The organism is Cryobacterium sp. Hh7, from assembly GCF_004403155.1.
Lineage (GTDB): Bacteria > Actinomycetota > Actinomycetes > Actinomycetales > Microbacteriaceae > Cryobacterium > Cryobacterium levicorallinum.
Genome location: NZ_SOHG01000012.1, coordinates 208540 through 234661 on the forward strand (window position 1 = coordinate 208540; position 26122 = coordinate 234661).

The 26122-nt window shown below is 64.9% G+C and carries 28 protein-coding genes and 1 tRNA gene; 24 read left to right on the top strand and 5 right to left on the bottom strand.

All coding sequences use genetic code 11. The features are described 5' to 3' along the window. Positions 1-9: 9 nt before the first annotated feature. From E3T43_RS02380 to E3T43_RS02390, 3 genes are read left to right on the top strand one after another with little or no spacing between them, the layout of a single operon-like run. Positions 10-1077 (top strand): permease, encoded by a 1068-nt coding sequence (locus tag E3T43_RS02380; RefSeq protein ID WP_092450794.1) that lies wholly within the window; start codon positions 10-12, stop codon positions 1075-1077. Next, positions 1067-1834, top strand: coding sequence for a TIGR03943 family protein (locus E3T43_RS02385; protein ID WP_134441216.1), 768 nt, complete (start codon positions 1067-1069; stop codon positions 1832-1834). Before E3T43_RS02380 ends, E3T43_RS02385 begins: the two co-directional genes overlap by 11 nt. Next, positions 1824-3296, top strand: a complete 1473-nt coding sequence (locus tag E3T43_RS02390; protein WP_134471185.1) for a hypothetical protein — start codon at positions 1824-1826, stop codon at positions 3294-3296. The genes E3T43_RS02385 and E3T43_RS02390 overlap by 11 nt, the downstream gene beginning before the upstream one ends. Before the next feature lie 23 nt (positions 3297-3319). On the opposite strand, the gene E3T43_RS02395 is transcribed toward E3T43_RS02390, so the two are convergent. Beyond that, positions 3320-3592, bottom strand: a complete 273-nt coding sequence (locus tag E3T43_RS02395) for a DUF4031 domain-containing protein (protein WP_134471186.1) — start codon at positions 3590-3592, stop codon at positions 3320-3322. Here E3T43_RS02395 and E3T43_RS18630 point away from each other — a divergent pair. The 15 genes from E3T43_RS18630 to E3T43_RS02465 all read left to right on the top strand — a co-directional run bounded on the left by E3T43_RS18630 (position 3591) and on the right by E3T43_RS02465 (position 13457). Then, on the top strand, positions 3591-3734 hold the full coding sequence (locus E3T43_RS18630; RefSeq protein WP_158251689.1) for a hypothetical protein: 144 nt from the start codon (positions 3591-3593) through the stop codon (positions 3732-3734). The genes E3T43_RS02395 and E3T43_RS18630 overlap by 2 nt on opposite strands. Positions 3735-3842: 108 nt before the next feature. After that, entirely contained in the window at positions 3843-4151 is a 309-nt protein-coding gene (gene rplU, locus E3T43_RS02400; RefSeq protein ID WP_092450786.1) for a 50S ribosomal protein L21, read from the top strand. A gap of 18 nt (positions 4152-4169) precedes the next feature. Next, positions 4170-4427, top strand: a complete 258-nt coding sequence (rpmA, locus tag E3T43_RS02405) for a 50S ribosomal protein L27 (protein ID WP_092450784.1) — start codon at positions 4170-4172, stop codon at positions 4425-4427. Between the two features lie 180 nt (positions 4428-4607). Then, on the top strand, positions 4608-6290 hold the full coding sequence (gene obgE / locus E3T43_RS02410) for a GTPase ObgE (protein WP_134471187.1): 1683 nt from the start codon (positions 4608-4610) through the stop codon (positions 6288-6290). Then, the gene (proB, locus tag E3T43_RS02415) at positions 6287-7093 is read left to right on the top strand and encodes a glutamate 5-kinase (RefSeq protein WP_092450780.1); all 807 of its coding nucleotides are present in this window, start codon (positions 6287-6289) and stop codon (positions 7091-7093) included. The genes obgE and proB (E3T43_RS02415) overlap by 4 nt, the downstream gene beginning before the upstream one ends. 133 nt (positions 7094-7226) lie before the next feature. Beyond that, positions 7227-8033, top strand: coding sequence for a glutamate 5-kinase (gene proB, locus E3T43_RS02420; protein ID WP_134441221.1), 807 nt, complete (start codon positions 7227-7229; stop codon positions 8031-8033). 47 nt (positions 8034-8080) lie between these two features. Continuing rightward, the gene (locus E3T43_RS02425) at positions 8081-9349 is read left to right on the top strand and encodes a glutamate-5-semialdehyde dehydrogenase (RefSeq protein WP_134471188.1); all 1269 of its coding nucleotides are present in this window, start codon (positions 8081-8083) and stop codon (positions 9347-9349) included. A 121-nt stretch (positions 9350-9470) separates the two neighbouring features. Then, a complete protein-coding gene (locus tag E3T43_RS02430; protein WP_134471189.1) occupies positions 9471-9680 on the top strand; it encodes a hypothetical protein in 210 nt (69 codons plus the stop codon). Positions 9681-9695: 15 nt separating this feature from the next. Next, complete coding sequence (gene nadD / locus E3T43_RS02435; RefSeq protein ID WP_092450772.1) at positions 9696-10289, top strand: nicotinate-nucleotide adenylyltransferase; 594 nt, start codon at positions 9696-9698, stop codon at positions 10287-10289. Continuing rightward, positions 10286-11314 (top strand): hypothetical protein, encoded by a 1029-nt coding sequence (locus tag E3T43_RS02440; protein WP_134471190.1) that lies wholly within the window; start codon positions 10286-10288, stop codon positions 11312-11314. The genes nadD and E3T43_RS02440 overlap by 4 nt, the downstream gene beginning before the upstream one ends. A gap of 124 nt (positions 11315-11438) precedes the next feature. Then, complete coding sequence (rsfS, locus tag E3T43_RS02445) at positions 11439-11852, top strand: ribosome silencing factor (protein WP_104133119.1); 414 nt, start codon at positions 11439-11441, stop codon at positions 11850-11852. Positions 11853-11925: 73 nt separating this feature from the next. Beyond that, a tRNA-Ala gene (locus E3T43_RS02450) sits at positions 11926-12001 on the top strand. Positions 12002-12318: 317 nt separating this feature from the next. Further along, a complete protein-coding gene (locus E3T43_RS02455; protein ID WP_134471191.1) occupies positions 12319-12663 on the top strand; it encodes an Lsr2 family protein in 345 nt (114 codons plus the stop codon). A gap of 15 nt (positions 12664-12678) precedes the next feature. Beyond that, positions 12679-13068 (top strand): YchJ family protein, encoded by a 390-nt coding sequence (locus E3T43_RS02460; protein ID WP_134471192.1) that lies wholly within the window; start codon positions 12679-12681, stop codon positions 13066-13068. A 47-nt stretch (positions 13069-13115) separates the two neighbouring features. Continuing rightward, the gene (locus tag E3T43_RS02465; protein WP_134471193.1) at positions 13116-13457 is read left to right on the top strand and encodes a TIGR02611 family protein; all 342 of its coding nucleotides are present in this window, start codon (positions 13116-13118) and stop codon (positions 13455-13457) included. 20 nt (positions 13458-13477) lie between these two features. On the opposite strand, the gene E3T43_RS02470 is transcribed toward E3T43_RS02465, so the two are convergent. Both E3T43_RS02470 and E3T43_RS19645 read right to left on the bottom strand, forming a co-directional pair. After that, positions 13478-13876, bottom strand: a complete 399-nt coding sequence (locus tag E3T43_RS02470) for a hypothetical protein (RefSeq protein WP_134471194.1) — start codon at positions 13874-13876, stop codon at positions 13478-13480. Next, complete coding sequence (locus tag E3T43_RS19645; protein ID WP_370449861.1) at positions 13873-14070, bottom strand: PT domain-containing protein; 198 nt, start codon at positions 14068-14070, stop codon at positions 13873-13875. Before E3T43_RS19645 ends, E3T43_RS02470 begins: the two co-directional genes overlap by 4 nt. Positions 14071-14333: 263 nt before the next feature. Between E3T43_RS19645 and glgX the strand changes: the two genes are divergently transcribed. The 5 genes from glgX to E3T43_RS02500 all read left to right on the top strand — a co-directional run bounded on the left by glgX (position 14334) and on the right by E3T43_RS02500 (position 21953). Further along, on the top strand, positions 14334-16520 hold the full coding sequence (glgX, locus tag E3T43_RS02480) for a glycogen debranching protein GlgX (protein WP_134471196.1): 2187 nt from the start codon (positions 14334-14336) through the stop codon (positions 16518-16520). Beyond that, entirely contained in the window at positions 16520-18865 is a 2346-nt protein-coding gene (gene treY / locus E3T43_RS02485; protein ID WP_134471197.1) for a malto-oligosyltrehalose synthase, read from the top strand. The genes glgX and treY overlap by 1 nt, the downstream gene beginning before the upstream one ends. Next, positions 18862-20616 (top strand): malto-oligosyltrehalose trehalohydrolase, encoded by a 1755-nt coding sequence (treZ, locus tag E3T43_RS02490; protein ID WP_134471198.1) that lies wholly within the window; start codon positions 18862-18864, stop codon positions 20614-20616. The genes treY and treZ overlap by 4 nt, the downstream gene beginning before the upstream one ends. 78 nt (positions 20617-20694) lie before the next feature. Further along, positions 20695-21210: a hypothetical protein gene (locus E3T43_RS02495; RefSeq protein WP_134471199.1), complete on the top strand. Its 516-nt coding sequence runs from the start codon at positions 20695-20697 to the stop codon at positions 21208-21210. Beyond that, positions 21207-21953 carry an enoyl-CoA hydratase/isomerase family protein gene (locus tag E3T43_RS02500; RefSeq protein ID WP_134441233.1) on the top strand — a complete coding sequence of 249 codons (747 nt, stop codon included), beginning with the start codon at positions 21207-21209 and terminating at the stop codon, positions 21951-21953. The genes E3T43_RS02495 and E3T43_RS02500 overlap by 4 nt, the downstream gene beginning before the upstream one ends. Positions 21954-22170: 217 nt before the next feature. Here the strand turns inward: E3T43_RS02500 and E3T43_RS02505 are convergent, their stop codons facing one another. Further along, on the bottom strand, positions 22171-23766 hold the full coding sequence (locus tag E3T43_RS02505; protein WP_166791211.1) for an HNH endonuclease signature motif containing protein: 1596 nt from the start codon (positions 23764-23766) through the stop codon (positions 22171-22173). Between the two features lie 346 nt (positions 23767-24112). On the opposite strand from E3T43_RS02505, the gene E3T43_RS02510 reads away from it, so the two are divergent. Further along, complete coding sequence (locus E3T43_RS02510) at positions 24113-24580, top strand: hypothetical protein (protein WP_134471201.1); 468 nt, start codon at positions 24113-24115, stop codon at positions 24578-24580. Positions 24581-24690: 110 nt separating this feature from the next. On the opposite strand, the gene E3T43_RS02515 is transcribed toward E3T43_RS02510, so the two are convergent. Next, positions 24691-26076, bottom strand: coding sequence for a DUF2079 domain-containing protein (locus E3T43_RS02515; RefSeq protein ID WP_134471202.1), 1386 nt, complete (start codon positions 26074-26076; stop codon positions 24691-24693). Positions 26077-26122: the final 46 nt, after the last annotated feature.

Sequence of the window (26122 nt, forward strand, 5' to 3'; positions counted from 1 at the left end):
AGCAGCGAGTTGGGCGACGACGTAATCGGTGGGCGGCTTCCGCTCCTGCGGCGATGGCCTCTCGGCCTCACCGCGGGGGTGTTGGTGGTGCTCGCCGTTTTCGTCGTGCGGGCCCTGTCGCCGGCCTTCGTCGACGAGCAGCTCACCGACTGGCAGCTGCCCGACCGGGTACAGGACACCCTCACCCTCGCCATCAGCGTCATCATCGAGTCGGTGCCCTTCGTTTTTCTGGGCATTCTGCTGTCCGCGGTCGTGCAGGTCTGGCTGCCGCACGGCGTGCTGGCCCGGCACCTGCCGCGCAATCCGATTTTGCGGCGGGCATCCATTTCTCTCCTCGGCATGTTCTTTCCGGTCTGCGAGTGCGGCAACGTTCCGCTCGCGCGCGGATTCATGGTGGGAGGCTTCACTGTCTCCGAATCGATCACGTTTCTGCTCGCCGCGCCCATTTTGAATCCGATCACCATCATCACCACGCACCAGGCCTTCGGCTGGGACGGCCACATCCTGGTCGCCCGGCTGCTCGGCGGGTTTCTGATCGCTAACGTCGTCGGCTGGCTGTTCAGCAAGCACCCAGACCCCCAAAGCCTGCTGACGACGAGGTTCGCTGCCGCCTGCGCGGTCGGTTCGACCAGCGGCCACGGCGGTGCAGGCCACGATCATGAGCACGGCCGTGAGAGCCGGTTCAGCCGCACCACCGAGATCTTCATTCGCGAGACTTCGGTCATCATGCCGGCCCTGTTCATCGGATCGGCCGTGGCCGCCCTCACCCAGGTGTTCGTGCCGCGCTCGGTGCTGCTGGCCCTCGGCAGCAACCCGGTCTGGTCCGTGCTGGCCATGATGGCCCTGGCCTTCATCGTGGCGGTCTGTTCCAACGTCGATGCCTTCTTCGTACTGTCCTTTGGTAGCACTTTTCTTCCCGGCGGTATCGTGGCGTTCCTCGTGTTCGGTGCCCTGATCGACGTCAAGATGCTCGCCCTTATGCGCACGACTTTCACGAGTCGCACGCTCCTGCACATCACAGTGGTGGTGGGGCTGATGAGCGCGGCGCTCGGATTGCTGGTGAACTATGTTGCGTAGGAACGGTTCGGCGCTTCGCTATTGGGCTGAGCGCTGGCAGGGTGTTTTGCTCAGCCTCGTCGTCGTCGTGGCGACCCTGTGGCTCGGCCTGAGCGGTCAGCTCGGGCTGTATATCCACCCGCGCTACTTCGTCTTCACGATCGCCATGGCGGTCGTCGGGCTCGTGCTGGTGAGCGCCGGTTTCGCGCGCCGCCGCCACTTCGCGGTGGAACGTACCGGCCGGGTGGAAACGACCCTGACCGGTGTGGGGGTCGTGCTGCTGCTCGTCATGGGTGTCGCCATTGTCGTGGTGCCGCCGACCACACTGACGAGCGCGACCGCTACCCAGCGCGAGGTAAATTCCGGCGGACTCGGCACCGACGAGGATGCCGAGCAGGCGGCTGCACTGATCGGCACGGGTGATTTCGAGAAGCTGAGCGTACGGGAATGGGTCTCCCTGCTCGCGCAATCCTCCGACCCAGCCTTTTACTCCGATAAGACCGCGCAGGTCACCGGGTTTGTGACCCCCGATGCCGGCGACCCGGAGAACGTGTTCTACGTCGCCCGGTTCGTCGTGACCTGCTGCGCCGTCGACGCCCAGCCAATCGGCGTCCCGGTCTATCTGCCCGGCTGGCAGGCCGAGTACGAGGTCGATGACTGGGTGCAGGTCACCGGTCGGTTCGAGGTGAGCGCGAGCGCAGCGGCGAGCGACCCGCTCGCGATTACCCCGGTCGAAATTCTTCCCGTCGATCAGCCGAATGATCCCTATGTCTATTGAGCAGACTACCCAGCAGCAGCAGCCAGCACTGCGTCCGTTTCGTCGCGCACTCTGGCTGCTCGTTGGCGGTCTGGTCGTGGCCTGTTTCGCCCTAGTCGCCGTGAACCTGATGAGTGGTCCCCGGCTCACGTCCGTCGACGTCGACACGACCGCTGTGGTTTCCGCCGCGAACCAGCGCCTGGTCCTAGCGACCAATCGTCAGCTCGTCGAAGTCACGCCGGACCAGGTGGATATCGCGCCCGCCACGGACTTCCAGGTGACGACGAGCGGTAACTCCGTCGTGATCTCCTTTCCCCAGCCGCTCGCCTACAACACCGACTACGCCGTCTCCGTGCGGGGTGTCACCGGGGCAGCCGTTGACCGCCAGTCGTCCTTCAGTACGGAGTTCAGCACCTCCGAACCGTCGTTGTATTACCTCAGCCGGGCCGCCCCTTCGGTCGGTGCCGACGCGCGGGCCCTCGACCGGATCCTTCGCACCACGGTCGGTTCGACTGAAACAAGCGTTGCCTTTGCCGCCGCGAACATTCAGGAGTTCGTACCGATGGGCACGGAGCTGGCCGTCGTTACGGTCAACGACGACCTGGCCAACGCGCTCTACCGGGTCGGCGCCGACGGCACCGCCGAGGTGCTCAACCTGCCCGGAGTTGGCCTCGTGCACGACTTGCAGGCCGCTCCCGGCCAGTCCCTGGTCGGCTTTCGATTCACCAGCGCAGCGGATGCCGCGGGCCCCCGCTACGACAATGTGCTGTTCATCCTCGACCTGCGCACCAACGCGTCCACTCCGGTAGCCGATCTGAACGGCGACCCACTCAGCGTCACTACCTGGGGATTCATGGCGAATCGCGCCGATATCGTCGCACAGCAATACGACTCGACCATGCTGCTGATCAACCCGATCGACCAGTCCGGCGGTAACCCGCTCGAGAACGAACCAGAGCTCGACCCGCCGGTACCGCTCGGCCAATTTGCCAACCTCACCGCCTTTGCCCCCGACGGGGTGCGCATCGCCGTCTCCGACCGCGATGGCCAATACGTGCTCGATCTCTCGCAGGGCACTGAGTCGGCGATTGTGCCGCAGAGCGTGGCAGGCACCACGCGGTACACGGCCGAGCTCAGGTTTCTGGCCGGGGGAGACGGGGATACGGAGACCGACCGGTACGTGCAGCGGGTGGCCGAGTTTGATCCGGCGACCGGCGCGGTGCGGCAGTACCTGTCCCTCGTTGCGGGGGGCGAGACGCGCACGGTCTACGCGCCGGCATCCGCTTTGGAAACCATCGTCGGCTTCGAGATCTCACCCAACGACCAGTACCTGGCGGTGCAGGTGGTGCCCAATCGAGACAGCGAACTCTCCGACGGCTACCCGGAGAATGCCCAGGCGACGGATGCGACGACCCTGTTTGTGAACGTGGCGACCGGTGAGCTGCGCCGCAGCGTGCTGGGTTTCGACGCCACCTGGCAGTAGTTGCCGGGTGGCCAACGCCGCGGCTACAGCCCGCGGCGCTCCCGAGCGGTCACCCGCAGGCCACTGGCGCGCAACCGCACGATCATCTCGCGAAAGGTGACCGGGAGAGCGCCGGCGGCCACCAGCTCGTGGTAGCTGGCTTCCGGCACGTCGTAGTGATCCAGGTCGAATCCGCGCCGCGGAAGGCCGGCGACAGCGGCGAAGGCGTGTAATTCGTCAAGATTCAAGTCGCTCACGAGGTGTGCCCACACCGTTCCGTGCGCCGGCCAGCTAGGCTGGTCGATAAGTATTGCCATGATCGAAGTCTACGAGCCGCACCGTGTTTCAGATGTGGTTCAGACACGCCGCGCCGTTGGTTTGACCGCGGGTAGCGAATCAGGTAAAGTCAACCCTTGGTGTGCGTTAGGCAAAATCAACGCAAATGCCAAGGTTTTCTGAGTGTGCGCAGCCAACCGGTTCGTACGCTGCAGTCAATTACAGCAGTCAATTCACACTAGTGAGTTTTCAGATTCGGAGCCTTGGGCTCCCCAGAGATTGGTACGTAAAGTGGTTTACGCAGTTGTGCGCGCCGGAGGGCGGCAGGAGAAGGTAGAGGTCGGTACCATCGTGACGATGGACCGAATCAAGGCTGACAAGGACGGCAACGTCGAGCTGGCCGCCGTGCTTCTCGTCGACGGCGACAAGATCACCTCTGACGGGGCGTCGCTGGCCAAGATCAAGGTCACCGCTGAGGTTTTGAACAACCTTCGCGGTCCGAAGATCGTCATCCAGAAGTTCAAGAACAAGACCGGGTACAAGAAGCGTCAGGGGCACCGTCAGGAGCTCACTCGCGTTCAGGTTACCGGCATCGCCTAGGCCTGAGGAGATAGACAGATGGCACATAAAAAAGGTGCGAGTTCCACTCGCAACGGTCGTGACTCGAACGCTCAGCGCCTCGGCGTGAAGCGCTTCGGTGGTCAGGTTGTCGGAGCGGGCGAGATCATCGTTCGTCAGCGCGGCACGCACTTCCACCCCGGCGTCAACGTCGGCCGTGGCGGCGACGACACGCTCTTCGCCCTGGCAGCCGGCTCCGTGCAGTTCGGTGCCAAGGGTGGCCGCAAGGTCATCAACATCGTGGTGGCAGCCGAGTAGGTTTTCACAGTACGGTGCTTTTCAGCACATCGTCAGGGCGGGCTTCGGTCCGCCCTGACGTGTTTCACCGCGGTGTTGTTCAAACACAGCATCGATTTACCGCAGTACCGATTTACCGCACAACGTTTCATAGCACCTTCGTTTTGAAGCATTTCTTGCGCCACCTGAAAGGGGCACTCCATGGCCACATTCGTTGACCACGTGACGCTGCATTTACGAGCGGGCAATGGAGGAAACGGATGCGTTTCGGTCAAGCGTGAGAAGTTCAAACCCCTCGCCGGCCCCGACGGCGGCAACGGCGGCGGCGGCGGAGACCTCGTGCTCGTGGCCGATCCGAGCACGACCACCCTGCTCGGCTACCACCGCTCACCGCACCGCAGCTCCGACAATGGCGGCCCCGGAATGGGTGACCACCGCAACGGGCACAACGGCGACCTGCGTGAGCTCATGGTGCCCATCGGTACCGTCGTCAAAGACATCGAGGGCAACGAGCTGCTCGATATGAATGAACCCGGGCTGCGCCTCGTCGTCGCACCCGGCGGCCAGGGCGGGCTCGGTAACGCTGCCCTCGCTTCGACCAAGCGCAAGGCCCCCGGCTTCGCCCTGCTCGGCACGCTCGGCTGGGAAGGCGACGTTTACCTCGAGCTCAAGACGGTAGCGGATGTCGCGCTCGTTGGGTATCCCTCCGCCGGCAAATCCAGCCTCATCGCCGCCATGAGCGCGGCTCGGCCCAAGATTGCCGACTACCCGTTCACCACGCTGCACCCCAACCTTGGCGTCGTCGAATCCGGCGAGTCCCGTTATACCATCGCCGACGTACCTGGACTGATCGAGGGCGCGAGCGAGGGCAAGGGCCTCGGCCTGGAGTTCCTGCGCCACGTCGAGCGCTGTACCGCCCTGCTGCACGTGCTCGACTGTGCCACCCTCGAGCCCGGCCGCGACCCGATCAGCGACCTCGACGTCATCCTCGGTGAACTGGACGCCTACCCGGTGCCCGAGGGCCAGAAGCCGCTGCTGCAGCGCTCCCAGCTCATCGCCCTGAACAAGATCGACGTACCGGAAGGCCGCGAACTTGCCGCCTTCGTCAAGGCCGACCTCGAAGCCCGCGGCTACCGCGTCTTCGAGATCTCCACCGTCACCCACGAGGGCCTCAAGCAGCTCAACTATGCCCTCGCCGAGGTCGTCGAACAGGGCCGCGTCGAGGCAGCTGCAGCCGAAGCGAAGAAGCCGCGCATCATCATCCGTCCCAAGGCCGTCGACGAGGGTGGCTTCGTCATCAAGGTCGAGGGTGGCACCTTCGGCAATATCTACCGCATCCTCGGCACCAAGCCGGAACGCTGGATCCAGCAGACCGACTTCACCAACGACGAGGCCGTCGGCTTCCTCGCCGACCGACTCGCCAAACTCGGTATCGAGAACGAACTGTACAAGTCGGGTGCCATCGCCGGGTCGACCGTCATCATTGGCCCCGGCCATGGTGTCGTCTTCGACTGGGAGCCCACGCTCACCTCGACCGCCGAACTCATCACGGCTCCCCGCGGAACCGACGCCCGCCTTGACGAGCCCAAACGTCGTACCAGCAACGAACGCCGCGAGGAGTACTTCGGCAGGATGGATGCCAAGTCCTCGGCCCGCGCCGAACTCATTCGTGAGCGCGAAGCCGGCATGTGGCAGACCGGTGAAGAGGAATACAACGAGGACGTGCGCCTCGCCGACGTCACGGTGGCTGCGGACGGCAGCGTCGCCCCGGTCGACCCTGAGGTCGAGGTCGAGGTCGAGGTCGAGGTCGAGGTCGACGCTGACGACGAAACAAACGTCGACGCCGACAGCGAGAACGACACAACGGAAGAAGTACAGAAGTGAGTGGCTTAGCCAGAGAAAATGTAGCGAGCGCGAAACGGGTCGTCGTGAAGGTCGGCTCGTCGTCGATCAGCGGCGACAACTCCGACCAGATCACCCTACTGGTCGACGCTCTGGCCGAGTCTTACGGTCGCGGCACCGAGGTCGTGCTCATCTCCTCCGGCGCGGTTGCCACCGGCATGCCATTCCTGAACCTGGAAGAACGTCCGAGTGACGTCGCCACCCAGCAGGCGGCTGCGGCCGTCGGTCAGAACGTGCTCATCTTTCGATACCAGGAAAGCCTGGACCGGTACGGCATCGCCGCCGGCACGGTGCTGCTGACCGAGGGCGACGCCCTCAAGGAGCCGCACCGCAGCAATACCCGGCGCGCGCTTGAGCGTCTGCTCGACCTGCGCATCCTGCCCGTCGTCAACGAGAACGACACCGTCGCCGTGTACGGCCTGCGCTTTGGAAGCAACGACCGTCTCGCCGCACTCGTTGCCACGCTCATCCACGCGGACCTGCTCATTATGCTCAGCGACGTTGACGCGCTCTACACCAAGCCGCCGCACCTGCCCGGCGCCGAGAAGCTCGATTTCATCGCAGCGGATGACCCGCTCGACGGTTTCGAGTTCAGCTCAAGTGGAGCGACCGGGGTCGGTACCGGGGGAGCGAGCACGAAGGTCGTCGCCGCCCGCCTCGCGACCAAGGCCGGAACCGCCGTTCTGGTCACCTCGACCGAACTGGCCGCTGCAGCCCTGCGCGGCGAGCACGTCGGCACCTGGTTCGAGCCGACGGCCAGCGAAGAGCGTCGCGCCCTGCTCTGAGCCGGATCGGGAGCCCGACCCGGCTGCGCTAAACTGCCTCTGGTCGCTTCCGTTGCGTCCGTAATTCTCGCCGGAGGACCAGTTACATGTGCGGTTGCAGTCTGTTGATACGTGCACTATTCATGGTTTCCGAGTGAGGGCCCGCTCGCAGGAACTTGTTCGTTCGGCGGCGCGCATCGTCGTCAAAGTGGGTTCCTCGTCGATCAGCGGCGAGAATTCCGGGCAGATCGCACCGCTCGTTGATGCCCTCGCCGAAGCCCATGGCCGCGGCACCGAGGTCATCCTGGTGTCGTCGGGTGCGATCGCCATCGGCATGCCGTACCTGAAGCTGCAGGAGCGCCCCACCGACCTGGCGACCCAGCAGGCCGCGGCATCCGTTGGTCAGAATTTGTTGATCTTTCGTTACCAGGACAGCCTCGACCGCTACGACATCGTCGCCGGGCAGGTGCTGCTCACCGCGAGCGATCTCGATAACGCCACCCACCGCGGCAATGCCCAGCGGGCGATGGAGCGCCTGATGGCGTTGCGGATCCTGCCGATCGTGAACGAAAACGACACGGTGGCGACCCACGAAATTCGATTCGGGGACAACGATCGGCTTGCCGCCCTCGTAGCCATCCTGATCGACGCCGACCTGCTGGTGCTGCTCAGCGACGTCGACGCGCTCTACACCTGCCCGCCGCACCTGCCCGGCGCCGAGCGCATCAGCCACGTCGCTTCCGGCGATCCGCTGATCGGCATGGAATTCGGCGCGACCAAGGTCAACGGGGTGGGCACCGGGGGAGCGAGCACCAAGATCACGGCTGCCCGGATCGCCGCGCAGGCCGGAACCGCCGTGCTCGTCACCGCGACCGGACTCGTGGCCGAAGCGTTGCGCGGCGAACCGGTCGGAACCTGGTTTGAACCCTCGCCGGCACCGTCGGCCCAGCGCATCCGCTGAGAAAGTCTAAATAGTCTCTCGGCAGGCCCTCCGGTAAACTTGAGGGCATGTTGCAGTCACTGAACGATGTCGCCCAGCTCACGCCCACCCTTGAGGCCGCTCGCACCGCTTCTCTGTCGCTCGCTTCGGCACCGACAGAGGTGAAGAACAAGGCGCTCAAGCTGATCGCCCAGTCTTTGCGGGAGAACGTCGCGGCCATCGTGACGGCGAACCAGATCGACCTCGATGCTGGGGCGACCAATGGCCTGACCGCCGGGCTGCTCGACCGGCTCAAGCTCGACGAGGCGCGTATCACGGCTCTCGCTGATTCCGTCGACCAGATCGCCCTATTGACCGACCCGGTCGGCCAGGTCGTGCGCGGCAGCAGCCTGCCCAACGGCATCAAGATCAGCCAGGTGCGCGTGCCGTTCGGCGTCATCGGCGTCATCTATGAGGCCCGCCCCAACGTGACCGTCGACCTCGCCGCCCTCGCTATTAAGAGCGGCAACGCTGTCGTGCTGCGCGGTGGGTCCGCCGCCGAGAACAGCAACCGAGTTCTCATCGATCTCGTCCAGGCCGCCATCGCCGCCGCCGGGCTCAACCCCGACTCGGTGCAGACCATCGATCCCTTCGGCCGGGCCGGCGCGACCGAACTCATGAAGGCACGCGGCTTCGTCGATGTGCTCATTCCGCGCGGCAGCGCCAACCTCATTCGCACCGTCGTGACCGAGTCCCAGGTTCCCGTCATTGAAACCGGCGCCGGCGTCGTGCACATCTTCCTCGACGAAACGGCCACCAAGCAGTGGGCGATCGACATCGTGCACAACTCCAAGACGCACCGGCCCAGCGTCTGCAACGCCCTCGAAACCCTGCTCGTGCACCGCAGCGCCGCCGAACGACTTCTGCCCGACGTGCTGGCCAAGCTGGAAGCCTCCGGGGTGACGATTCACGCGGATGCCCGCACCCGCGCCCTCCACCCGTCCGCCGTCCCGGCGACCGACGATGACTGGGCCACCGAATACATGAGCCTCGACCTCTCGGTCGCGATCGTGGATTCTCTCGACGAGGCGATTGCGCACATCCGTCGCTATTCGACCGGGCACACCGAGTCGATCATCACCAACGACCTGCAGAACGCGGAGCGGTTCCTGAACGAGGTGGATTCGGCCTCGGTCATGGTCAACACCTCGACTCGGTTCACCGACGGCGGCGAGTTCGGTTTCGGCGCCGAGGTGGGCATTTCCACCCAGAAGCTGCATGCCCGTGGCCCGATGGGGTTGCCCGAGCTGACCAGCACCAAGTGGATCGTGCGCGGCACCGGACAGGTGCGCTCGTAGCTTTAGCCAGGTCGCTGCTGGCTGCCGCTAGAATGGGGACGGCGGCGTGAAACGTCGCACCCATAATTTGATTTGAACAGCTCGAGCAGCGTGCTGGTCGTTGTGCCTGAATGGAGAACCGATGTCCTTTGTGACTGCTGTGCTGACCGAGGTCGAGCACATCGCCCTGCCGCTGCCCCTGATTGCCTACCCGATGGTCGCGGCCGTGTTGTTCCTCGCCCTAGGCATCGTGCTGTGGAGCTTTCGCGATGTCTCCAACCGTCACAGTGCCAAGGCCGACGCCTACGCGGCAGCGCACGGCGGACCCGGCTCCAGTACCGGTGGCCACTAGAAGCCTGATCGTAACGTGACAGTTCGTCGTCCGCGCATCGGCGTGATGGGCGGTACCTTCGACCCCATCCACCATGGACACCTCGTCGCCGCGAGCGAAGTGGCGCAGAGCTTCGACCTGGACGAGGTCGTCTTCGTACCCACCGGGCAACCTTGGCAAAAAAGCGGCGTGACCGGCGGGGAGCATCGCTACCTGATGACGGTCATTGCCACCGCGTCGAATCCCCGATTCACGACCAGCCGCGTCGATATCGACCGGGTCGGGCCGACCTATACGATCGACACGCTCCGGGACCTGCACGAGGAACGACCAGACGCCGAACTGTTCTTCATCACCGGAGCGGATGCCATCACGCAGATTCTCGGGTGGAAAGACGTGCGCGAGCTGTGGCAGCTGGCCCATTTCGTCGCTGTGAGTCGCCCGGGGCATGAGCTGAGCGTTTCGGGTTTACCCAACCAGGACGTAAGCTTGTTGGAAGTTCCGGCACTGTCCATTTCGTCTACTGACTGCCGGGCACGGGTCAATCGGGGTTTCCCGGTCTGGTATCTGGTCCCCGATGGGGTCGTCCAGTACATCTCAAAGCATCATCTGTATCGGAGTGTGGCATGACGTTGGGAGAGCCTCAGCCGCTCAGCCGACGTCAGGCGCGTGAACTTGCGCGTCATCAGGAGCCCGTTCCCGTTCTTGACGTGCCCGCGCTGACCCCCGCAGCCTTACGCCCAGCTGCGCTGGCAGCCCCGGGGAGTGCCCCAGTCGCGCGGCGGTCCAGTCGCCACCACACGCCCGACCGGGCCAGCGAACCGGCCGAGTCGGCGGCATCCACTGCACCAGCGGAAACCCCGACACCCCCGTCTGCGGTTCCCGCCGTCGAGCCCGCCCTCAGCCGCCGCGAACTGCGAGCCCTGCAGGCGCGTCAGAATCAATCAGCGCAAGAGGATGCCGTGCCGACGGTGTCAGCGCCGGTCGCGCGCGCGGCCGCGGTTCCCGAGGCCGCGGTTCCCGAGGCTGAGCTGATCGAGGCCGAGCTGATCGAGGCCGAGCTGATCGAGGCCGAGCTGATCGAACCGGAGCAGATCGAACCGGAGCAGATCGAACCGGAGCAGATCGAATCGGAGCGGAGTGAGCCCGCCGGTTGGACTCCGCCCGTCGGTCACTGGTCCGTTGATTCGGGCGAGCAAACGCCGGTGCACGCACCTGAACAGTCGCTGGATGAACTGATCAATCGCGGAATCGGCGCCGGCGGCATCCCAACGACGACGAATGCGCTCATTCTGCCGTCGATTCCGCATCAGGGCCCCAGCGTGAGTCCGATCTCCAACACCGGTGAGATCATAATCACGGGATCTTTCGATCTGCCACGCAGTCTTGGCTCCACCGGGGCGCATCCCAATCTGTTTGATTCGTCCGAGATGGACCACATGATGGACCAGCTCGATGCTGACCAGCTTGGCGGCGACTCGGCACCGGTCAGTGCCAGTCGCGCAGTGAGTACGCATGCCTCGACTCGCGGCATGCTGACGCCGCCAAAGAAGCAGCGAGCGTCGCTTCCCATGGTTCTGGTCATCACGACGGCGATCCTCGCGGTCAGTGTTCTCGCTCTCTTCGTGACTGGCTACCTGTTGGGCATTTTCTAGTGCCGCTACGCGGATCGATCCCACAATTTTCTCCGACGCGTCGATGTGACTCGTTTCCCTCCGTTCCCCCCATTATCGCCGCGTGCGCATTCACGCCCCGCGGCACAATCTCAAGGATTCAGTTATGACCACGTCGCCGCACGCCCTCGAGCTGCTCAAAATTGCCGTTGCCGCCGCCGATTCGAAGGGTGGGGAAGATCTGGTTGCGCTTGACGTGTCCAATCCGCTTCCCCTGGCTGATATTTTCTTCATCGTCACCGGACGCTCCGAACGTAACGTCGTTGCCATCGCCGGTGAAATCGAAGACAAGCTAATCGAGGCCGGCCACAAGCCGCTCCGCCGTGAGGGACGCGCTGCCGGACGCTGGGTCCTCGTTGACTTCGGCGACCTGGTCGTGCACGTCTTCCACGAGGAAGAGCGCCAGTACTACGCTCTAGAGCGCCTGTGGAAGGACTGCCCGGTGATTCCGACCGGGATTCCGGCCAAAGTGGCAGCCGAAGTTGACGCAGAAGGCGACACGGAAGAGGTCGCGGAGTAGCTTCGGTTTCGCAGATCACATTCTGTGTTGTAAGCTAATAAAGTTGTTTCGGAGAGATTCGAAACGACAATCTGGGTCCGTGGCGCAGCTGGTAGCGCACCTGCATGGCATGCAGGGGGTCAGGGGTTCGAATCCCCTCGGATCCACCAGATTAGAAAAGCCCCGACAGTGTCGGGGCTTTTCTGTGCCCTCTCCCGGTATTTTTGGAGCCGGCTAAAAAGTGTTGCAATCTTCGTGACGAGTTTTTTTCGTGAGTTTCTGCAGGCGAGTGCCAGAGTTAGTCGAGTCCCCGACCTGGCTGGGCAAGAGTGGCATCCTTGCCAGGTTCAAAGCTGCCGAAGAAATACCGCGTGGCGGGTACCGGAAAAAGTTTTGGGCAGCGATAATCTCTTAGTGGTTAATCCCACAAGCACGAATTCAATATATGCGTCCCGAATGCATCCCTCATAAATTGGAGATCTACAGCATGAAGAAGACCACCGTTCAATTGTTAGACGACCTCGACGGTTCCGTTATCGAGAATGGCTCGGGGGCATCCGTTTCTTTCGCGTTTGAGGGCGACTCCTATGAGGTCGATCTGTCAGAAAAGAATCTCGCTGAGTTTCGTGCAGCCTTGAAGCCCTACGCCGACGTTGCCCGCAGAGTTGGCTATGTTCCCGCGAAAGCGCGAGCCGCCAGCGGATCAAAGTCGGATCGTGCCGAGCTTCAGGCCGTGCGGGCATGGGCTTCAGCCAATGGCATTCAGGTTTCCGACCGCGGGCGCATTGCGGCGACCGTTCGCGAGGCCTATTCACGAGCACAGGCCAACTAAGACAGGTTCTGCTTTATGCACGAGGATGTGCGGTGTCCCTGCCTGAGCGGAGACACCTATTCCGCCTGCTGCGGTCGGTTTCACGCCGGCGCGGCCGTTCCTTCCACCGCCCAGTGGTTGATGCGGTCGCGTTACAGCGCCTTTGCACTCGGTCACGCGCAGTATCTGCTGGACACCTGGCATGCGCTCACTAAGCCCAGCTCGCTCGAATTAGACCCGTCCCTCACCTGGCGTCGCCTTGACATTCTGCGGATCGAGAGCGGGGGAATGCTCGATAGCGACGGCGTCGTCGAATTCACTGCTCACTATCGCCAGGATGGTATTCCCGGGCAGCAACATGAAGTTAGCCGCTTTCAGAAGGTGACGGGGCGTTGGTATTACCTCGACGGCGAATCGGCGGGCTGACCACTCCCGGCGGCGTCTTCCCAGCCATGCGTCATACATTGAATGCCATGTCTAACACCCTTTCCCGCGATATCGCCACCGGCACCGATCCCCGGCATCCGGTGCGTCGCGCGTTGGGTCGGGCACGGGCCTGGGTTGATGGGCATGCTTATCTGCTCTTCGCCTATCGCCTGGCGGTTGCCCTGCTGGGCACCCTCGTCATTCTGGTGGGAGTCATTCTGCTCCCCCTGCCTGGGCCGGGCTGGCTCATCGTTTTTCTGGGCCTCGCCGTGCTTGGAACGGAGTTCGCCTCGGCTCGACGGGTGGGTGCGTTCCTTAAACGGATCGTCACTCGGGCCTGGGCCTGGTGGCGCGCACGCCGTGATCGCCGCGTTGCGAGCTCGGCGTAACCCTCGCCAGGGCAGCTGCCTCAGCGGCCGAAGGGCATGGCGGGAGCGCTGAAGAACAGTGACGCCAGAATGGCGACGTAAACGATGACGAAAATTGCCGGGGTGACGTAGCGCACGACATTCACCCACGGCGCCATGGCAATGATGCACCGGGTGAGCGCGCTGGGCGCTTCCAGGGCCCGCAGGTCGGCGATGACGGCGAGACCCTCGTTGGCGGCACTTATCTGTGCAAGGGCACCAAAAATACCCGAGGCGAGCAGGATGCCTGCCGCAGCGATGCGCACGGCCGGGTCAGCGGTTGCCAGCCCGAGTGCGAGAAAGCCGACGACAGCGGTCAGCAGAAACGTCGGGGCGGCCTGGGACACGATAATGTGTGCGCGTGCCTTGCCCCAGAAAGTTATGAGCTGGGATTCCGTCATGGTGGCTCCATTCGTTGTGGCACCGCCGACGGCGCCTGACTCCATTCTTGCGTGTTCAGCGTGTTCAGCGTGTTCAGCGTGTTCAGCGAGATCATCCGATGGATCGGACGATGAATTGGCCGAGCCGTTGGCCGAGCCGTTGGCCGAGCCGTTGGCCGAGCCGTTGGCCGAGCCGTTGGTTCGGCGCACCGCATCCACGATGGGATTCGGGCTGTCGCCGACGATCCCATAAATTCGGCGGACGCCCGCCTGCACAAGTTGGCCGATGGGTTGATCTGCGACTGACCTTCCAACGCCGCGAGGAACTTCTCAGGGTCCCAACCAACTCCCGCTCTAGCGGAAGGCAGATATGTCGGCGGATGCCTGTAGCGTATTCTCCAAGCGCGGCCACCGTCGGGTGCTGCCGTGTCCCTCAACTCGCACCTGACCGTGTCCCACCTTCCCTTCGAGGAGTCTCATGGAAACCTGGCCCGGCACCGCCTACCCCCTCGGCGCAACCTTTGACGGGAGCGGCACCAACTTCGCCCTGTTCAGTGAGGCGGCCCAACGAGTCGAACTGTGCCTCTTTGATGAAGACGGCGGTGAGACGCGCATCGAGGTACGCGAGTCATCCGCTTATATCTGGCACTGCTATCTTCCGCTCGTGCAGCCGGGCCAGCGCTACGGCTACCGGGTGCATGGCGATTACAACCCCGCAGCGGGCAACCGGCTCAACCCGAGCAAGCTGCTGCTTGACCCGTACGCCAAGGCTACGACCGGTGCCATCGACTGGGATCCGTCACTGTTCTCCTATGACTTCGACGACCCGGATTCCCCGAACGACGAAGACTCAGCCGCACACATGATGCTCGGCGTGGTCGTCAACCCATTCTTTGACTGGACCGGCGACCGGTCGTTGCGCACGCCATACAGTGAGTCCCTCATCTATGAGGCACACGTCAAGGGACTCACCAAGCTTCAGGAGTCCGTACCGGAGACCCAGCGGGGCACCTACGCGGGATTGGCGCATCCTTCGGTCATCGACCATCTGCAGAAATTGGGGGTGACGGCTATCGAACTCATGCCGGTGCACCAGTTCGTGAACGACGGCACCCTCATGGAGCAGGGCCTGAACAATTACTGGGGCTACAACTCGATCGGATTCTTCGCGCCGCACAACGCGTATTCCTCCACCGGTGATCTCGGTCAGCAGGTGCAGGAGTTCAAGGGCATGGTGCGCAGCCTGCACGCCGCCGGAATTGAAGTCATCCTCGACGTGGTCTACAACCACACCGCCGAGGGCAACCACATGGGACCGACCCTATCGTTCAAGGGCATCGACAATGAGGCCTACTACCGCCTCATGGACGACGACAAGCGCTACTACATGGACTACACGGGCACCGGCAACACCCTCAATGTTCGGCACCCGCACGTGCTGCAGCTCATCATGGATTCGCTGCGCTACTGGGTGCTCGAGATGCACGTTGACGGCTTTCGGTTCGATCTGGCCTCCGCTCTGGCCCGAGACCTGTACGAAGTCGACAAACTGTCCACCTTCTTCGAGCTTGTGCAGCAGGACCCGATCGTGTCGCAGGTCAAGCTCATCGCCGAGCCGTGGGACGTCGGGCCGGGCGGCTACCAGGTCGGTAATTTTCCCTCCCAGTGGTCGGAATGGAACGGCAAGTACCGCGACACCGTTCGAGACTTCTGGCGGGGAGAGCCGTCCACGCTCGGCGAGTTCGCCTCGCGCGTGGCCGGGTCGGCCGACCTGTACGAGCACTCAGGGCGGCGCCCGATGGCCTCGATCAACTTCGTCACGGCGCACGACGGCTTCACCATCGCTGACCTCGTGTCCTACAACGAGAAACACAACGATGCCAACGGCGAAGACAACAACGACGGCGAATCGCACAACCGATCCTGGAACTCCGGCGTCGAGGGCCCTACTGACGACCCCGAGATTCGCGGGCTGCGCGCCCGCCAGACGCGCAATTTCCTGGCCACCCTGTTGCTGTCGCAGGGGGTCCCGATGCTCTTGCACGGCGACGAACTGGGCCGCACCCAGCTTGGCAATAACAACACCTATGCGCAGGACTCCGAGCTGACCTGGGTGCACTGGGACGAAGCCGACCTGCCACTGATCGAGTTCACGGCGGCGGTCTCCCGCCTGCGCCGCGAGCACCCGACGTTCCGGCGCAGCCGGTTCTTCGACGGACGCCCGGGCAAACGGGTGGCAGGGGAGTCCCTGCCCGACATCGTCTGGCTCAACACCGACGGCGAGCCGATGGCGTCAGAAGACTGGGACGAGAATCTGGCCCGCACGGTGGCCAAGTTTCTCAACGGCAACGGAATCCGCGAACGCGACGTGCGCGGGCAAGAGGTCGTCGACGTCAATTTTCTGCTCCTGTTCAACGCGGATGCCGAGGACGTCGAATTCAAGCTGCCGCCCGATGAGTACGCCCCGGCCTGGGAGATCGTCGTCGACACCGCCGGCGAGGGGGCCGATTCCATTGCCCGTCCGGCCGGAGCCATTCAAACGGTAGTTGGTCGGTCCCTCGTGGTTCTGCGCGCGTATCACGAACCCGAAGCTGCCCCGGATCATTCGGTGGCCGCGTCACTCGCGGGCAACACCGGGTTGATCTCCCTCCCGGGCCTGACCTGATGCCGCTGAGCACTTATCGGCTGCAGATCACGGCCGGATTCGACCTCGATGCAGCGGCCGAAATCGTGGACTACGTGCGCTCTCTCGGTGCTGACTGGGTCTACCTGTCGCCGCTGCTGAAGGCCGAACCCGGATCGGATCACGGCTACGACGTGGTCGACCACTCGCTGGTCGACCCGGCCCGTGGCGGTGCGGCGGGGCTCGTCCGGCTTGCAACGGCAGCGCACCAGGCCGGGCGCGGCGTGCTCGTAGACATTGTGCCCAACCATATGGGGGTCGCCAGCCCGGTGCAGAACGCCTGGTGGTGGGACCTGCTGCAGAACGGTCAGCAGTCGCGTTATGCCGAGGCCTTCGACGTCGACTGGGCGTTCGGCAATGGCAAGATTCGCATTCCGGTTCTCGGCGACGATGGTTCGGATGAAAGCACGGAACTGGACCGGCTCGAGATCGTGGGCGGCGAGCTGCATTATTTTGACAACCGATTTCCCCTGGCGGCCGAAAGCAACAATGACGGTGCCAGCCCGGCCGAGGTGCACTCCAGACAACACTACGAGTTGGTGAACTGGCGTCGCGCCGACGCCGAGTTGAACTACCGCCGATTTTTCGCGGTGAACAGCCTCGCTGGCATCCGGGTCGAGGTGCCGTGGGTGTTTGAGGAATCGCACCGCGAGATCGTGCGTTGGGTGCGCGACGGCCTCGTGCAGGGATTGCGGGTCGACCACCCCGACGGGCTCGCCGATCCGGCCGGCTACCTGGAAGCCCTGCGGCGGGCCACCGACGGCTGCTACGTTCTGGTCGAGAAGATCCTGGAAGGGCGCGAAGTGCTGCCGACCAGCTGGGCGACTGCCGGCACCACCGGTTATGACGCCCTCGCCGACGTCGACCGGGTGCTCGTCGATCCGGCGGGCCAGGAGCCCCTCGATGCGCTCGAGGCCAGCCTGCAGGGCGTCGCTACCGACTGGGCCGACCTGGTCTATCGCAACAAGCGCGACGTGACCGACGGCATTCTGCGCTCCGAGGTGCTGCGTATCGCTCGACTCGTGCCGAGCGATACGGGGAACCTGGCACAGACCGCCGAGGCCCTGGCCGACCTGCTGGCCTGGTTTCCGGTCTATCGCTCGTACCTGCCCGTTGGCTCGGAGAATCTGCGCGAGGCGGCCCGCCGCTCGGCTACCCGCCGCCCGGAACTTCAATCCGAGATCGACCGGATGCTGCCGCTGCTCGGCGACCCGGGGCATCCGGCCGCCGTGCGGTTTCAACAGACCTCGGGCATGGTCATGGCCAAGGGCGTGGAAGATCGGGCTTACTACCGGTTCAGTCGGTTGACCTCGCTCAACGAGGTCGGGGCCGATCCCGACGAGTTCGCCGTGCCGGTGGCTGAGTTTCACAAGCGGCAGCGCACGCGTCAGGCGGGTTTTCCGCACTCGATGACGACGCTGTCGACCCACGACACCAAACGCGGCGAAGACGTGCGGGCGCGCATTGCGGTGCTTGCCGAGATCCCCGCCGAGTGGGCGGAGGCGCTGCACCAGCTGCGGGCAGCGCATCCGCTCGACGATGCGCCCTTCGAGAACCTGCTCTGGCAGGCGATCGTGGGCGCCTGGCCGGCCAGCCGGGAGCGGCTCGCCGCTTACGCCCTCAAGGCCGCGCGCGAAGCCGGCACGTCGACCACCTGGACCCAGCCGAACACCGGTTTCGAAGCGGCTCTCGACGACCTCGTCACAGCCGCCGTCGAGTCGGGGCCTACCCGCGATCTCCTCACCGCACTGGTTGACCGGCTGCAGCAGCCCGGGTGGAGCAATTCGCTTTCCCAGAAGCTGCTGCAGCTGACCATGCCGGGCGTCCCAGACGTCTACCAGGGCAGCGAGCTGTGGGAGACCTCGCTCGTCGACCCCGACAATCGTCGCCCGGTCGACTATGCGCTGCGCCGCGAGCTGCTGACCCGTCTGGAAAGCGGATGGCTCCCCCCGGTCGACGAGACCGGCGCCGCCAAGCTGCTGGTCACCTCCAGCGCCCTGCACCTGCGCGGCGACCGGCCAGAGCTGTTCACCCGCTACCTGCCCGTACCCGCCTTCGGCCCGGCTGCTGGCCATGTCGTCGCGTTCGACCGCGGGGGAGCGATCACCGTGGCCACGCGGCTGCCGATCGGGTTGCACGAGGCCGGCGGCTGGCGCGACACGACCATTGCCGTGGCCGGTCGCACCGTCGTCGATGTGTTCACGCGCCAGCGCCTTGACGGCCCGAGCCTGCGAGTCGCCGATGTGCTGGCCCGGTATCCGGTGGCGTTACTGGTGGCTGCCGACGACCGAGACCGCCCTTCCCACCGCATCGGACGTCACACATGAACGAGCAAAGATTCGAGGTCTGGGCACCCGACGCGCAGACCGTGCAGCTGGTGTTGGGCACGCGAAGGCTGGAACTTACCGCCCGCGATGACGGCTGGTGGGAACTGCCGGCATCCGCTCGACCGGCGGTGCACGCCGAGATCGACTACGGCTTCATCGTGGACGGGCGCGGGCCGTACGCCGACCCGCGATCACGGCGGCAGCCTGCCGGGGTGCACGCCCCGTCGCGTAGTTTCGATGCGTCCGCGCATGTTTGGCAGGATGCCGACTGGACCGGGAGGCAGCTGGCCGGCGCCGTCATCTACGAGTTACACGTGGGAACCTTCACACCAGAGGGTACGTTCGGGGCGGCCGCGAGCCGGCTTGATCACCTGCAATCGATCGGCGTCGACTTCGTCGAGCTGTTGCCGGTGAATGCCTTCAACGGCACCCATAATTGGGGCTACGACGGTGTGCTCTGGTACGCCGTGCACGAGGGTTATGGCGGTCCGGCCGCGTACCAGGCCTTCGTCGATGCTTGCCACCAGCGTGGCATTGGCGTCATTCAGGATGTCGTCTACAACCACCTCGGCCCGAGTGGCAACTATCTGCCACAGTTCGGTCCCTACCTGAGCGAGGCCGCCGGTAACACCTGGGGGTCCTCGCTCAACCTCGACGGGCCGCACTCCGACCCGGTGCGCCGATACATTCTCGACAACGCACTCATGTGGCTCGGCGAGTACCACGTCGACGGCTTGCGCCTCGACGCCGTGCACGCGCTGCGCGACAGCAGCGCCACCCACCTGCTCGAGCAACTCTCCGTCGAGGTCGCCGCGCTCAGCGCCGAGACCGGGCGGCCCCTCACCTTGATCGCCGAATCCGACCTCAACGATCCGCGCCTCATCACCCCCCGAGAGGCGAACGGCTACGGCCTCGACGCCCAGTGGAGCGATGACTTTCATCACGCCGTGCACGTCGCCCTCACCGGGGAAACCTCGGGGTACTACGCCGACTTCGAGCCGCTCGACGCCCTGGCCAAGGTGCTCACCCACGGGTTTTTTCACGACGGCACTTATTCCAGTTTTCGGGAGCGCACCCACGGTCGCCGGATCGACCGGGAACGGATGCCCACCTGGCGGTTGGTCGTCGCATCCCAGAATCACGACCAGATCGGTAATCGGGCCGTCGGCGACCGGCTCAGCGCCCAACTGGATGTCGGCCAGCTCGCAATTGCTGCGGCGCTGACCCTGCTCGGGCCGTATACGCCAATGCTGTTCATGGGGGAAGAATGGGGGGCGACGACACCCTGGCAGTTCTTCACCTCGCATCCCGAACCCGAACTCGGCACGGCAACGGCCACCGGACGCATCAGCGAGTTTGCCCGCATGGGCTGGAATCCGGCGATCGTCCCCGACCCGCAGGACCCGGCGACGTTCGAGCGCTCCAAGCTCAACTGGAACGAACTGGCCGAGCCCGAGCACGCTCGACTGCTCGAGTTCTACCGTGCTTTGGCTGCGCTGCGCCGCACCCACCCCGATATCACCGATCCCCGGTTCGACCAGATCGCCGTCGAGTTGGATGCGGCCGAGGGGTGGCTGCGGCTGCACCGTGGCCGCACCAAGATTCTGATCAACCTCGGCGAGCGTTCGGCGCACATCCCGGCCGGCGGGGGAGAGGTCGTGCTGTCCTTCGCCGCCGCTGGCGATGCTGTGCAGGACCGACTGCCTAACGCCCTGCAGCTGGCTCCGCACTCGGTCGTCGTGCTGGCGTGATCTGTTCAAACGACGCGTTGGATCTGGCAAGATGGGGCTGCTGCCTCCAGTCGCAGCACACTCGATGGGGGACCACGCATGGGATCGTTTCTGGCGCCGACCACGGCGGCCGCGCTCGAGCGGGTGCTGACGCTGCAAACGGATACCGCTGGTTCGCCCCTGGATCGGCTGCGCGCCATCCGCTTGCTGCAGACCGCCCTCGAACAGGACCCGGCGACCCTGGCCGCTGTTCGCGGCGCCCTCGCTGTTGACGTGTCGTGGGACCAGATCGCTGATGCGACCGGACTCAAGCCTCCGGCGGCCAAATGGCGTTGGGGCGGCACCGACGACGAGATCAGCGCCCGCTTCGAAGCCGGCCGCAAACGATCCGTGCGGCCAAGCAGTGTGCCGACCGACCTCCCCGGTCTGTCCGTCGCCGAGGCGGCGGCCGAACGCGGTGTGAGCGCTCAGGCGATTTACCTGCAGGTGAGGCGCGGCACCCTGGTCAGCCGCACGGTGACCCTGCCCGACGGCCGCAACTACAAGCGGGTGTTCCCGGCCGGTACGACAGACCCCGATTCCAGCCCCGACCTCAACGGAGACGTCCCACAATGAACAGCATTCCCACTACTCTCACGATTGAGCATCGCGCCGACCGGGTGCACGTGCAGCTCGACCGGCCCGACGTGCGCAACGCCATCGACCAGACCATGATCGATGAGCTGCACGCAATTTGCGCTGAACTGGAGCAGCAGCCGCGTATCCTGATTATCAGCGGAGCGAACGGTGTCTTCGCCTCGGGTGCCGACATCGCCCAGCTGCGCGAACGGCGCCGCGACGACGCGTTGCTCGGCATCAACTCCGGGCTGTTCTCCCGCATTGCGAAGCTGCCGATGCCGGTGATCGCCGCGATCGACGGCTGGGCGCTCGGCGGCGGCGCCGAACTGGCCTATGCGGCTGACTTTCGCATCGCCTCCACGAGCGCCCGGATCGGCAATCCGGAGACAGCCCTCGGCATTCTGCCCGCTGCCGGTGCGCTTTGGCGACTGGCCGAGCTCGTCGGCGAGCCGGTGGCCAAGGAGATCATCCTGGCCGGACGCATTCTGAGCGCCCCCGAATGCCTTGCCGTGCATCTGGTCACCGAGGTGCACGACCCCGACGACCTGCTCGCTGCCGCCCACGCGCTGGCCGACCGCATCGCCGCGCAGGACCCGCTGGCGACCCGTCTGGCCAAGGAAGTTTTCCACGCTCCGCGGGCGGCGCATCCGCTCGTCGACAACGTTGCTCAGTCGATTCTGTTCGAATCCGAGGCCAAGTTCGCCCGAATGGATGCCTTCCTCGCCCGTCGCAAGCGCTAGCTGAAGACCACGGCTAAAGCGGTGACGGTGCCAATAGCGATCGCAGCCCATTCCCTGAATACTCCCTCGTTGCGCCCAGTATCGAATCGGGAGGCCACTCGCGTGCGGTTTCGACCCACTTGGATGTAGCCACGGCGAATTCAGGAAAGGGCCGGACTCGTTCAGCGCTGGACGCTACGCCAACAGCACTGCTCCGCCACCTGGAACACACTTCAGCTCACGTGCTGGGACTGTCTTGGGACTGTCTCTTAAACGGTGGTTCCGGACTGGGCGTGTTGGCTCGGTGGGTTTGGGCGGGTCGCCACGTTTGGGACGGGTCCCACAGCAGTGGGCCGAGCACCTGGGGTCGGCCTTTGATCATGCGGATTTTCCACCCGTTTGTGTTGATGGTGTGGTGGTGGAACCAGCACAAGAGTGTTCCGTTTTCAATGTTGGTGGGGCCGCCCTGTTCCCAAGGGAGGACGTGGTGGACTTCGGTCCAGCGGGCGGGGATGGTGCAGCCGGGGATGATGCAGCCGCCGTCGCGGGCGGCAATTGCCGCGCGCTGCTTGGCGGTGAAGCAGCGGATTTTGCTGCCGAGGTAGAGCACGTCGCGGTTCTCGCCGAAGAGGACCTGCTGGTAGCCGCCGGCGCAGATGAGTTCTTGCACCCGGCGAAACGACACGGGTGCTTCGATGCCGTCGATCCAGCCGACGCCGCGGCCCTGGTCGAGGTCGACGGCGTTGATGTGCACCATGACGGTGGGGGCGGCTCCGCCCATGGTTGGGGTTTTCGGGTCTCGTGCGGCCGCCTCGAGCACGGCGCGGAGGATGTCGGCGCGTTTCTCACCGGCGGTGCGACGGTCGCCGTCGAATCGGGGGTCGCCGGTGAACTGGTCGGCGCTGAAAGCCGCGGCGCTGAATGGCTCCGTGCCGAAGGTCTCCGCGCCGGGGATGCTTTCAATGCCGTTGAGTTCGGCGACGCTGGTCCTCGTGAGGGATTCGGTGGGCACGAAGATGGGGGTGCGAGACCGGGCCGACAGGAACGTATCGAAGAGGGTGTCCATGATGCCGCGGAGTTCGGGGGTGACGTCGGCGCGCAGCGGGTAGAGCCCGTTGCGGAGCAGACCGAACGTCAACGTGCTCTTCGCCTCGACGGCGTCGTCGCCCGGGGCGGTGCCGTCGGGGTCGAGCCGGCCCTGCCATTCCATCGCTTGCGCCCGCAGGTAGTCGGGTGCGAAGCGGATGCCCGCTCCCGGCAGCCCCGCGGTCTCCGGAGTGATCGCTCCCGTCGCCGACGCGACCAAAGCGCGTTCGACGCGGTCAAGGTCGTCCGGACCGACCCGGCCCTGCAATGCGGTCAGGGTCGTGGCGATGATCTCCGCCGATTCCACCCCGAGGTCGCCACTGACGAGCCCGTCGGCGATGACCGGGTACCGGGCGGGGACGGGCAGGCCAAGAGGCGTGCGCTCCACCGTGGTCTCGCCGAGCTTCAGGCGACGTTTGGCTTCACGGCCGGAGATGCCGGCGAGCTGGGTGATGAACTCGACCCGGTTGCGGCATCCGTTCTTGTAGGCCAATGAGCCGTTGCCGAGGTCAGTTTCGGCACGCGCACCAATGTCGGTGGTCGCCCGCAGCCTTGCCCCATCAACCTTGCGACCCAGCCTCTCCAGGGCTGCCAATACCGCGACCGCCTCGGAGTCGTCGAGCTGACCAAACCGCACCCCGTCCAACGCTCCCGCCAGAATCGCACCGGCCTGGGCAATCACCGCCACCCGAGAACCTTCAGGCTCCGGGATCGAACCGGCTGCTGCTGGCGGGGCGGTGAGGGTCATGGCGTCGGCGCCTCCTTCATCCATAATTATAACCCGAAAAGCACATTAACGCGAGGGAACCTCACGTAATTCTGACAAAAGATCGGAAATATTTCTGACTTGTCCAGTGCACCTGCCGATCATGTTGCGCTACGCCCGCTGGGCGATTCCCCGAGGCTATAACCGGCCGCATAAGCGGGTGAATTGCTACGTCACTCGGCGGAGCAACCATTCACGCGCTTTCGCGAGCTGGAGCTGGCAATCAGGCAGGTCGGAGCAACCGGCCCGTCCGTGATTGGACCGGATGAGTGCGACGGCGGACGTCTCGGCCCGCACGTGATCGGGGAGCTCGAACGTTCCCAGGACCATGATGGTGACGAGTCCGGTCGTGGTCGTTATCGGCGGATTGGTCGTGCTGGGCGGGGTGGTCGCCGTGATCGCTCTGCTCGGTGATGACGCGCAAGACTCGTCAACAGCCGTCCTGATTGCGGTGATCCTCGGTGTGATTCTGATGTTCACACTGGGCTTTGTGCAGGTTCGAGTGAGCGTCGACAAACGCGGGCTGCGCGTGGTGTCGCGGCTCCTGGGCATCCGTTTGAAGCAGGTGTCGCTCGATCAGGTGGAATCAGCGTTCGCCGAGACCCTAAGCCCGCTGCGGTCGGGCGGCTGGGGCTACCGCCTGACGAGCGGGTGCACGGCCGCGGTGATGAGGGGCAGCCCGGCCCTCGTGGTCAACCTACGTCGCGGCAACCAGTTCGCCGTGACGGTCGACGACCCGGAAGCCGCAGCCACGCTACTGACGGCACTCAGTGACGGGAACGCGCCCACAATCTGAAGGCTGGGCCCACCTTCGGGAAGTGGGCCCATGATCCATCATGGGCCCACTTTCCGGGCCCAGGCCCCGAACAGACCGGGCCCCGAACAGGGTCGGCCACGCCAGCACGCTCAGTGGGCGCGGGCGACCTCGTAGCCGCCGGCGGAGTAGATCGTGGTGAACACCACACCGCGGTGCAGGGCCTCGGCCACGACCTGCGCCGAACTCCATTCGCCGGGCAGGCCGCCCGCCGCAAGGTCTATCACCAGATAGTCGGGGAGCGGATTCTGGTTGCCGAGCCAGTAGACATCCGTTCGTTCCACCAGGTAATTCATCAGCCCGATATCAGATTCGACCCGGGCGCCGTCGGGCACAACGGAGAGGGCGGCCTGCGCGGAAGCGGCGCGATCCGTCGAAAAATTGGCCGACACATTCGTCAGCTTGAACAGCGGCAGCGTCGTCGCGAGCACCAGACCGGCGACGATCGAAACGGATGCCGCCCGCCGCCCGAAACCGCGCAGCCAGCCCCGCCGACTGATGCGCACGAGCACAATGCCATCGAGCGCGGCGGCAAACACGATGGGCATGAGCACGGCGCTGTACTGCCAGGTTGGACCCCAGTAGCCCGAGTTATCGGACAGAAACCGCCAGGCCAGCGTCGGCAGCAGCACGAGGGCGAGCGGCGAGCGCACCGCAATCACGCCGCCGACCACGAGAAGCAGCAGCAGCGTCACCCCCTTCTGCGGCTGCAGCAACGCGGCCGGATCGCTGACAATAGCGGGCAGGTCGATGCTGCTCGAGTAGGCCCAGGCACCGTTCGGATTGAGCAGCGGCAGAATCACGAGGCTCGCGAGCGCAAACCAGCCGATACCCCAGACGGCGAGCCACACTCCAAACGGATGTCGGCTGCGCACGGCCAGCACGATGCCGAGGGCGGCAACGGTGAGGCCGAGGTCCTCCTTGACGAACACGAGCGGCATTGCCCAGAGCAGGCAGGCCACCCACTTGCGCAGCAGAAACGCGGTCAGCGACAGCGCGAGGAGCGGCACGGCGAACGCGATCTCGTGAAATTGCGCCTCCACCGCGCCCTGCAGGCCCCAGCTGAAGGCGAAAGCCAGCCCGAACAGCGTGCCGGTCACCGGCCCGAGCAATCGCATCGCGCCGTAGGTCAGGGCCGCAGCGGCGAGACCGAAGAGCGCATTCTGCACGACCAGCAGCGTGAAGGCGTGCGGAAAGATCGCGAAAATCGGGGCGAGCAGCACCAGGAGCGGATGAAAGTGGTCACCCAGCAGATTGAATCCGTCGCCCTTGATCGTCACGATTGGAGCCTCGAGCGCGGCATACTGCCGGGCCAGCTGGGTGAAGATTCCGAGGTCCCAGGACGGCGCGGCGAAACTGCGCCACTGCAGCGCCGACAACACGGTGTAAGCGCCGGTCGCCAGGAGTCCGACGGCCGCCGGCAGCAGCATGGGCCGCCGCGCGCCTGGCCGAACCGGTCCCACGCGCGATCCCCTCATCCGTCAACGCTAACGCACCGGCACCCAGCACCGCCTTCTGCACCGC

Coding starts and splice junctions, on each gene's coding strand:
- E3T43_RS02465 (WP_134471193.1), top strand. CDS start 13,116: ATGTCTAACACCCTTTCCCGCGATATCGCCACCGGCACCGATCCCCGG.
- E3T43_RS02390 (WP_134471185.1), top strand. CDS start 1,824: ATGTCTATTGAGCAGACTACCCAGCAGCAGCAGCCAGCACTGCGTCCG.
- treY (WP_134471197.1), top strand. CDS start 16,520: ATGCCGCTGAGCACTTATCGGCTGCAGATCACGGCCGGATTCGACCTC.
- E3T43_RS19645 (WP_370449861.1), bottom strand. CDS start 14,070: ATGCGGTGCGCCGAACCAACGGCTCGGCCAACGGCTCGGCCAACGGCT.
- E3T43_RS02515 (WP_134471202.1), bottom strand. CDS start 26,076: ATGAGGGGATCGCGCGTGGGACCGGTTCGGCCAGGCGCGCGGCGGCCC.
- treZ (WP_134471198.1), top strand. CDS start 18,862: ATGAACGAGCAAAGATTCGAGGTCTGGGCACCCGACGCGCAGACCGTG.
- E3T43_RS02510 (WP_134471201.1), top strand. CDS start 24,113: ATGATGGTGACGAGTCCGGTCGTGGTCGTTATCGGCGGATTGGTCGTG.
- E3T43_RS02440 (WP_134471190.1), top strand. CDS start 10,286: ATGACGTTGGGAGAGCCTCAGCCGCTCAGCCGACGTCAGGCGCGTGAA.
- obgE (WP_134471187.1), top strand. CDS start 4,608: ATGGCCACATTCGTTGACCACGTGACGCTGCATTTACGAGCGGGCAAT.
- E3T43_RS02455 (WP_134471191.1), top strand. CDS start 12,319: ATGAAGAAGACCACCGTTCAATTGTTAGACGACCTCGACGGTTCCGTT.
- E3T43_RS02460 (WP_134471192.1), top strand. CDS start 12,679: ATGCACGAGGATGTGCGGTGTCCCTGCCTGAGCGGAGACACCTATTCC.
- E3T43_RS02395 (WP_134471186.1), bottom strand. CDS start 3,592: ATGGCAATACTTATCGACCAGCCTAGCTGGCCGGCGCACGGAACGGTG.
- E3T43_RS02430 (WP_134471189.1), top strand. CDS start 9,471: ATGTCCTTTGTGACTGCTGTGCTGACCGAGGTCGAGCACATCGCCCTG.
- E3T43_RS02470 (WP_134471194.1), bottom strand. CDS start 13,876: ATGACGGAATCCCAGCTCATAACTTTCTGGGGCAAGGCACGCGCACAC.
- rsfS (WP_104133119.1), top strand. CDS start 11,439: ATGACCACGTCGCCGCACGCCCTCGAGCTGCTCAAAATTGCCGTTGCC.
- E3T43_RS02505 (WP_166791211.1), bottom strand. CDS start 23,766: ATGACCCTCACCGCCCCGCCAGCAGCAGCCGGTTCGATCCCGGAGCCT.
- rpmA (WP_092450784.1), top strand. CDS start 4,170: ATGGCACATAAAAAAGGTGCGAGTTCCACTCGCAACGGTCGTGACTCG.
- E3T43_RS02500 (WP_134441233.1), top strand. CDS start 21,207: ATGAACAGCATTCCCACTACTCTCACGATTGAGCATCGCGCCGACCGG.
- E3T43_RS02385 (WP_134441216.1), top strand. CDS start 1,067: ATGTTGCGTAGGAACGGTTCGGCGCTTCGCTATTGGGCTGAGCGCTGG.
- glgX (WP_134471196.1), top strand. CDS start 14,334: ATGGAAACCTGGCCCGGCACCGCCTACCCCCTCGGCGCAACCTTTGAC.
- E3T43_RS02495 (WP_134471199.1), top strand. CDS start 20,695: ATGGGATCGTTTCTGGCGCCGACCACGGCGGCCGCGCTCGAGCGGGTG.
- E3T43_RS18630 (WP_158251689.1), top strand. CDS start 3,591: ATGATCGAAGTCTACGAGCCGCACCGTGTTTCAGATGTGGTTCAGACA.
- E3T43_RS02425 (WP_134471188.1), top strand. CDS start 8,081: ATGTTGCAGTCACTGAACGATGTCGCCCAGCTCACGCCCACCCTTGAG.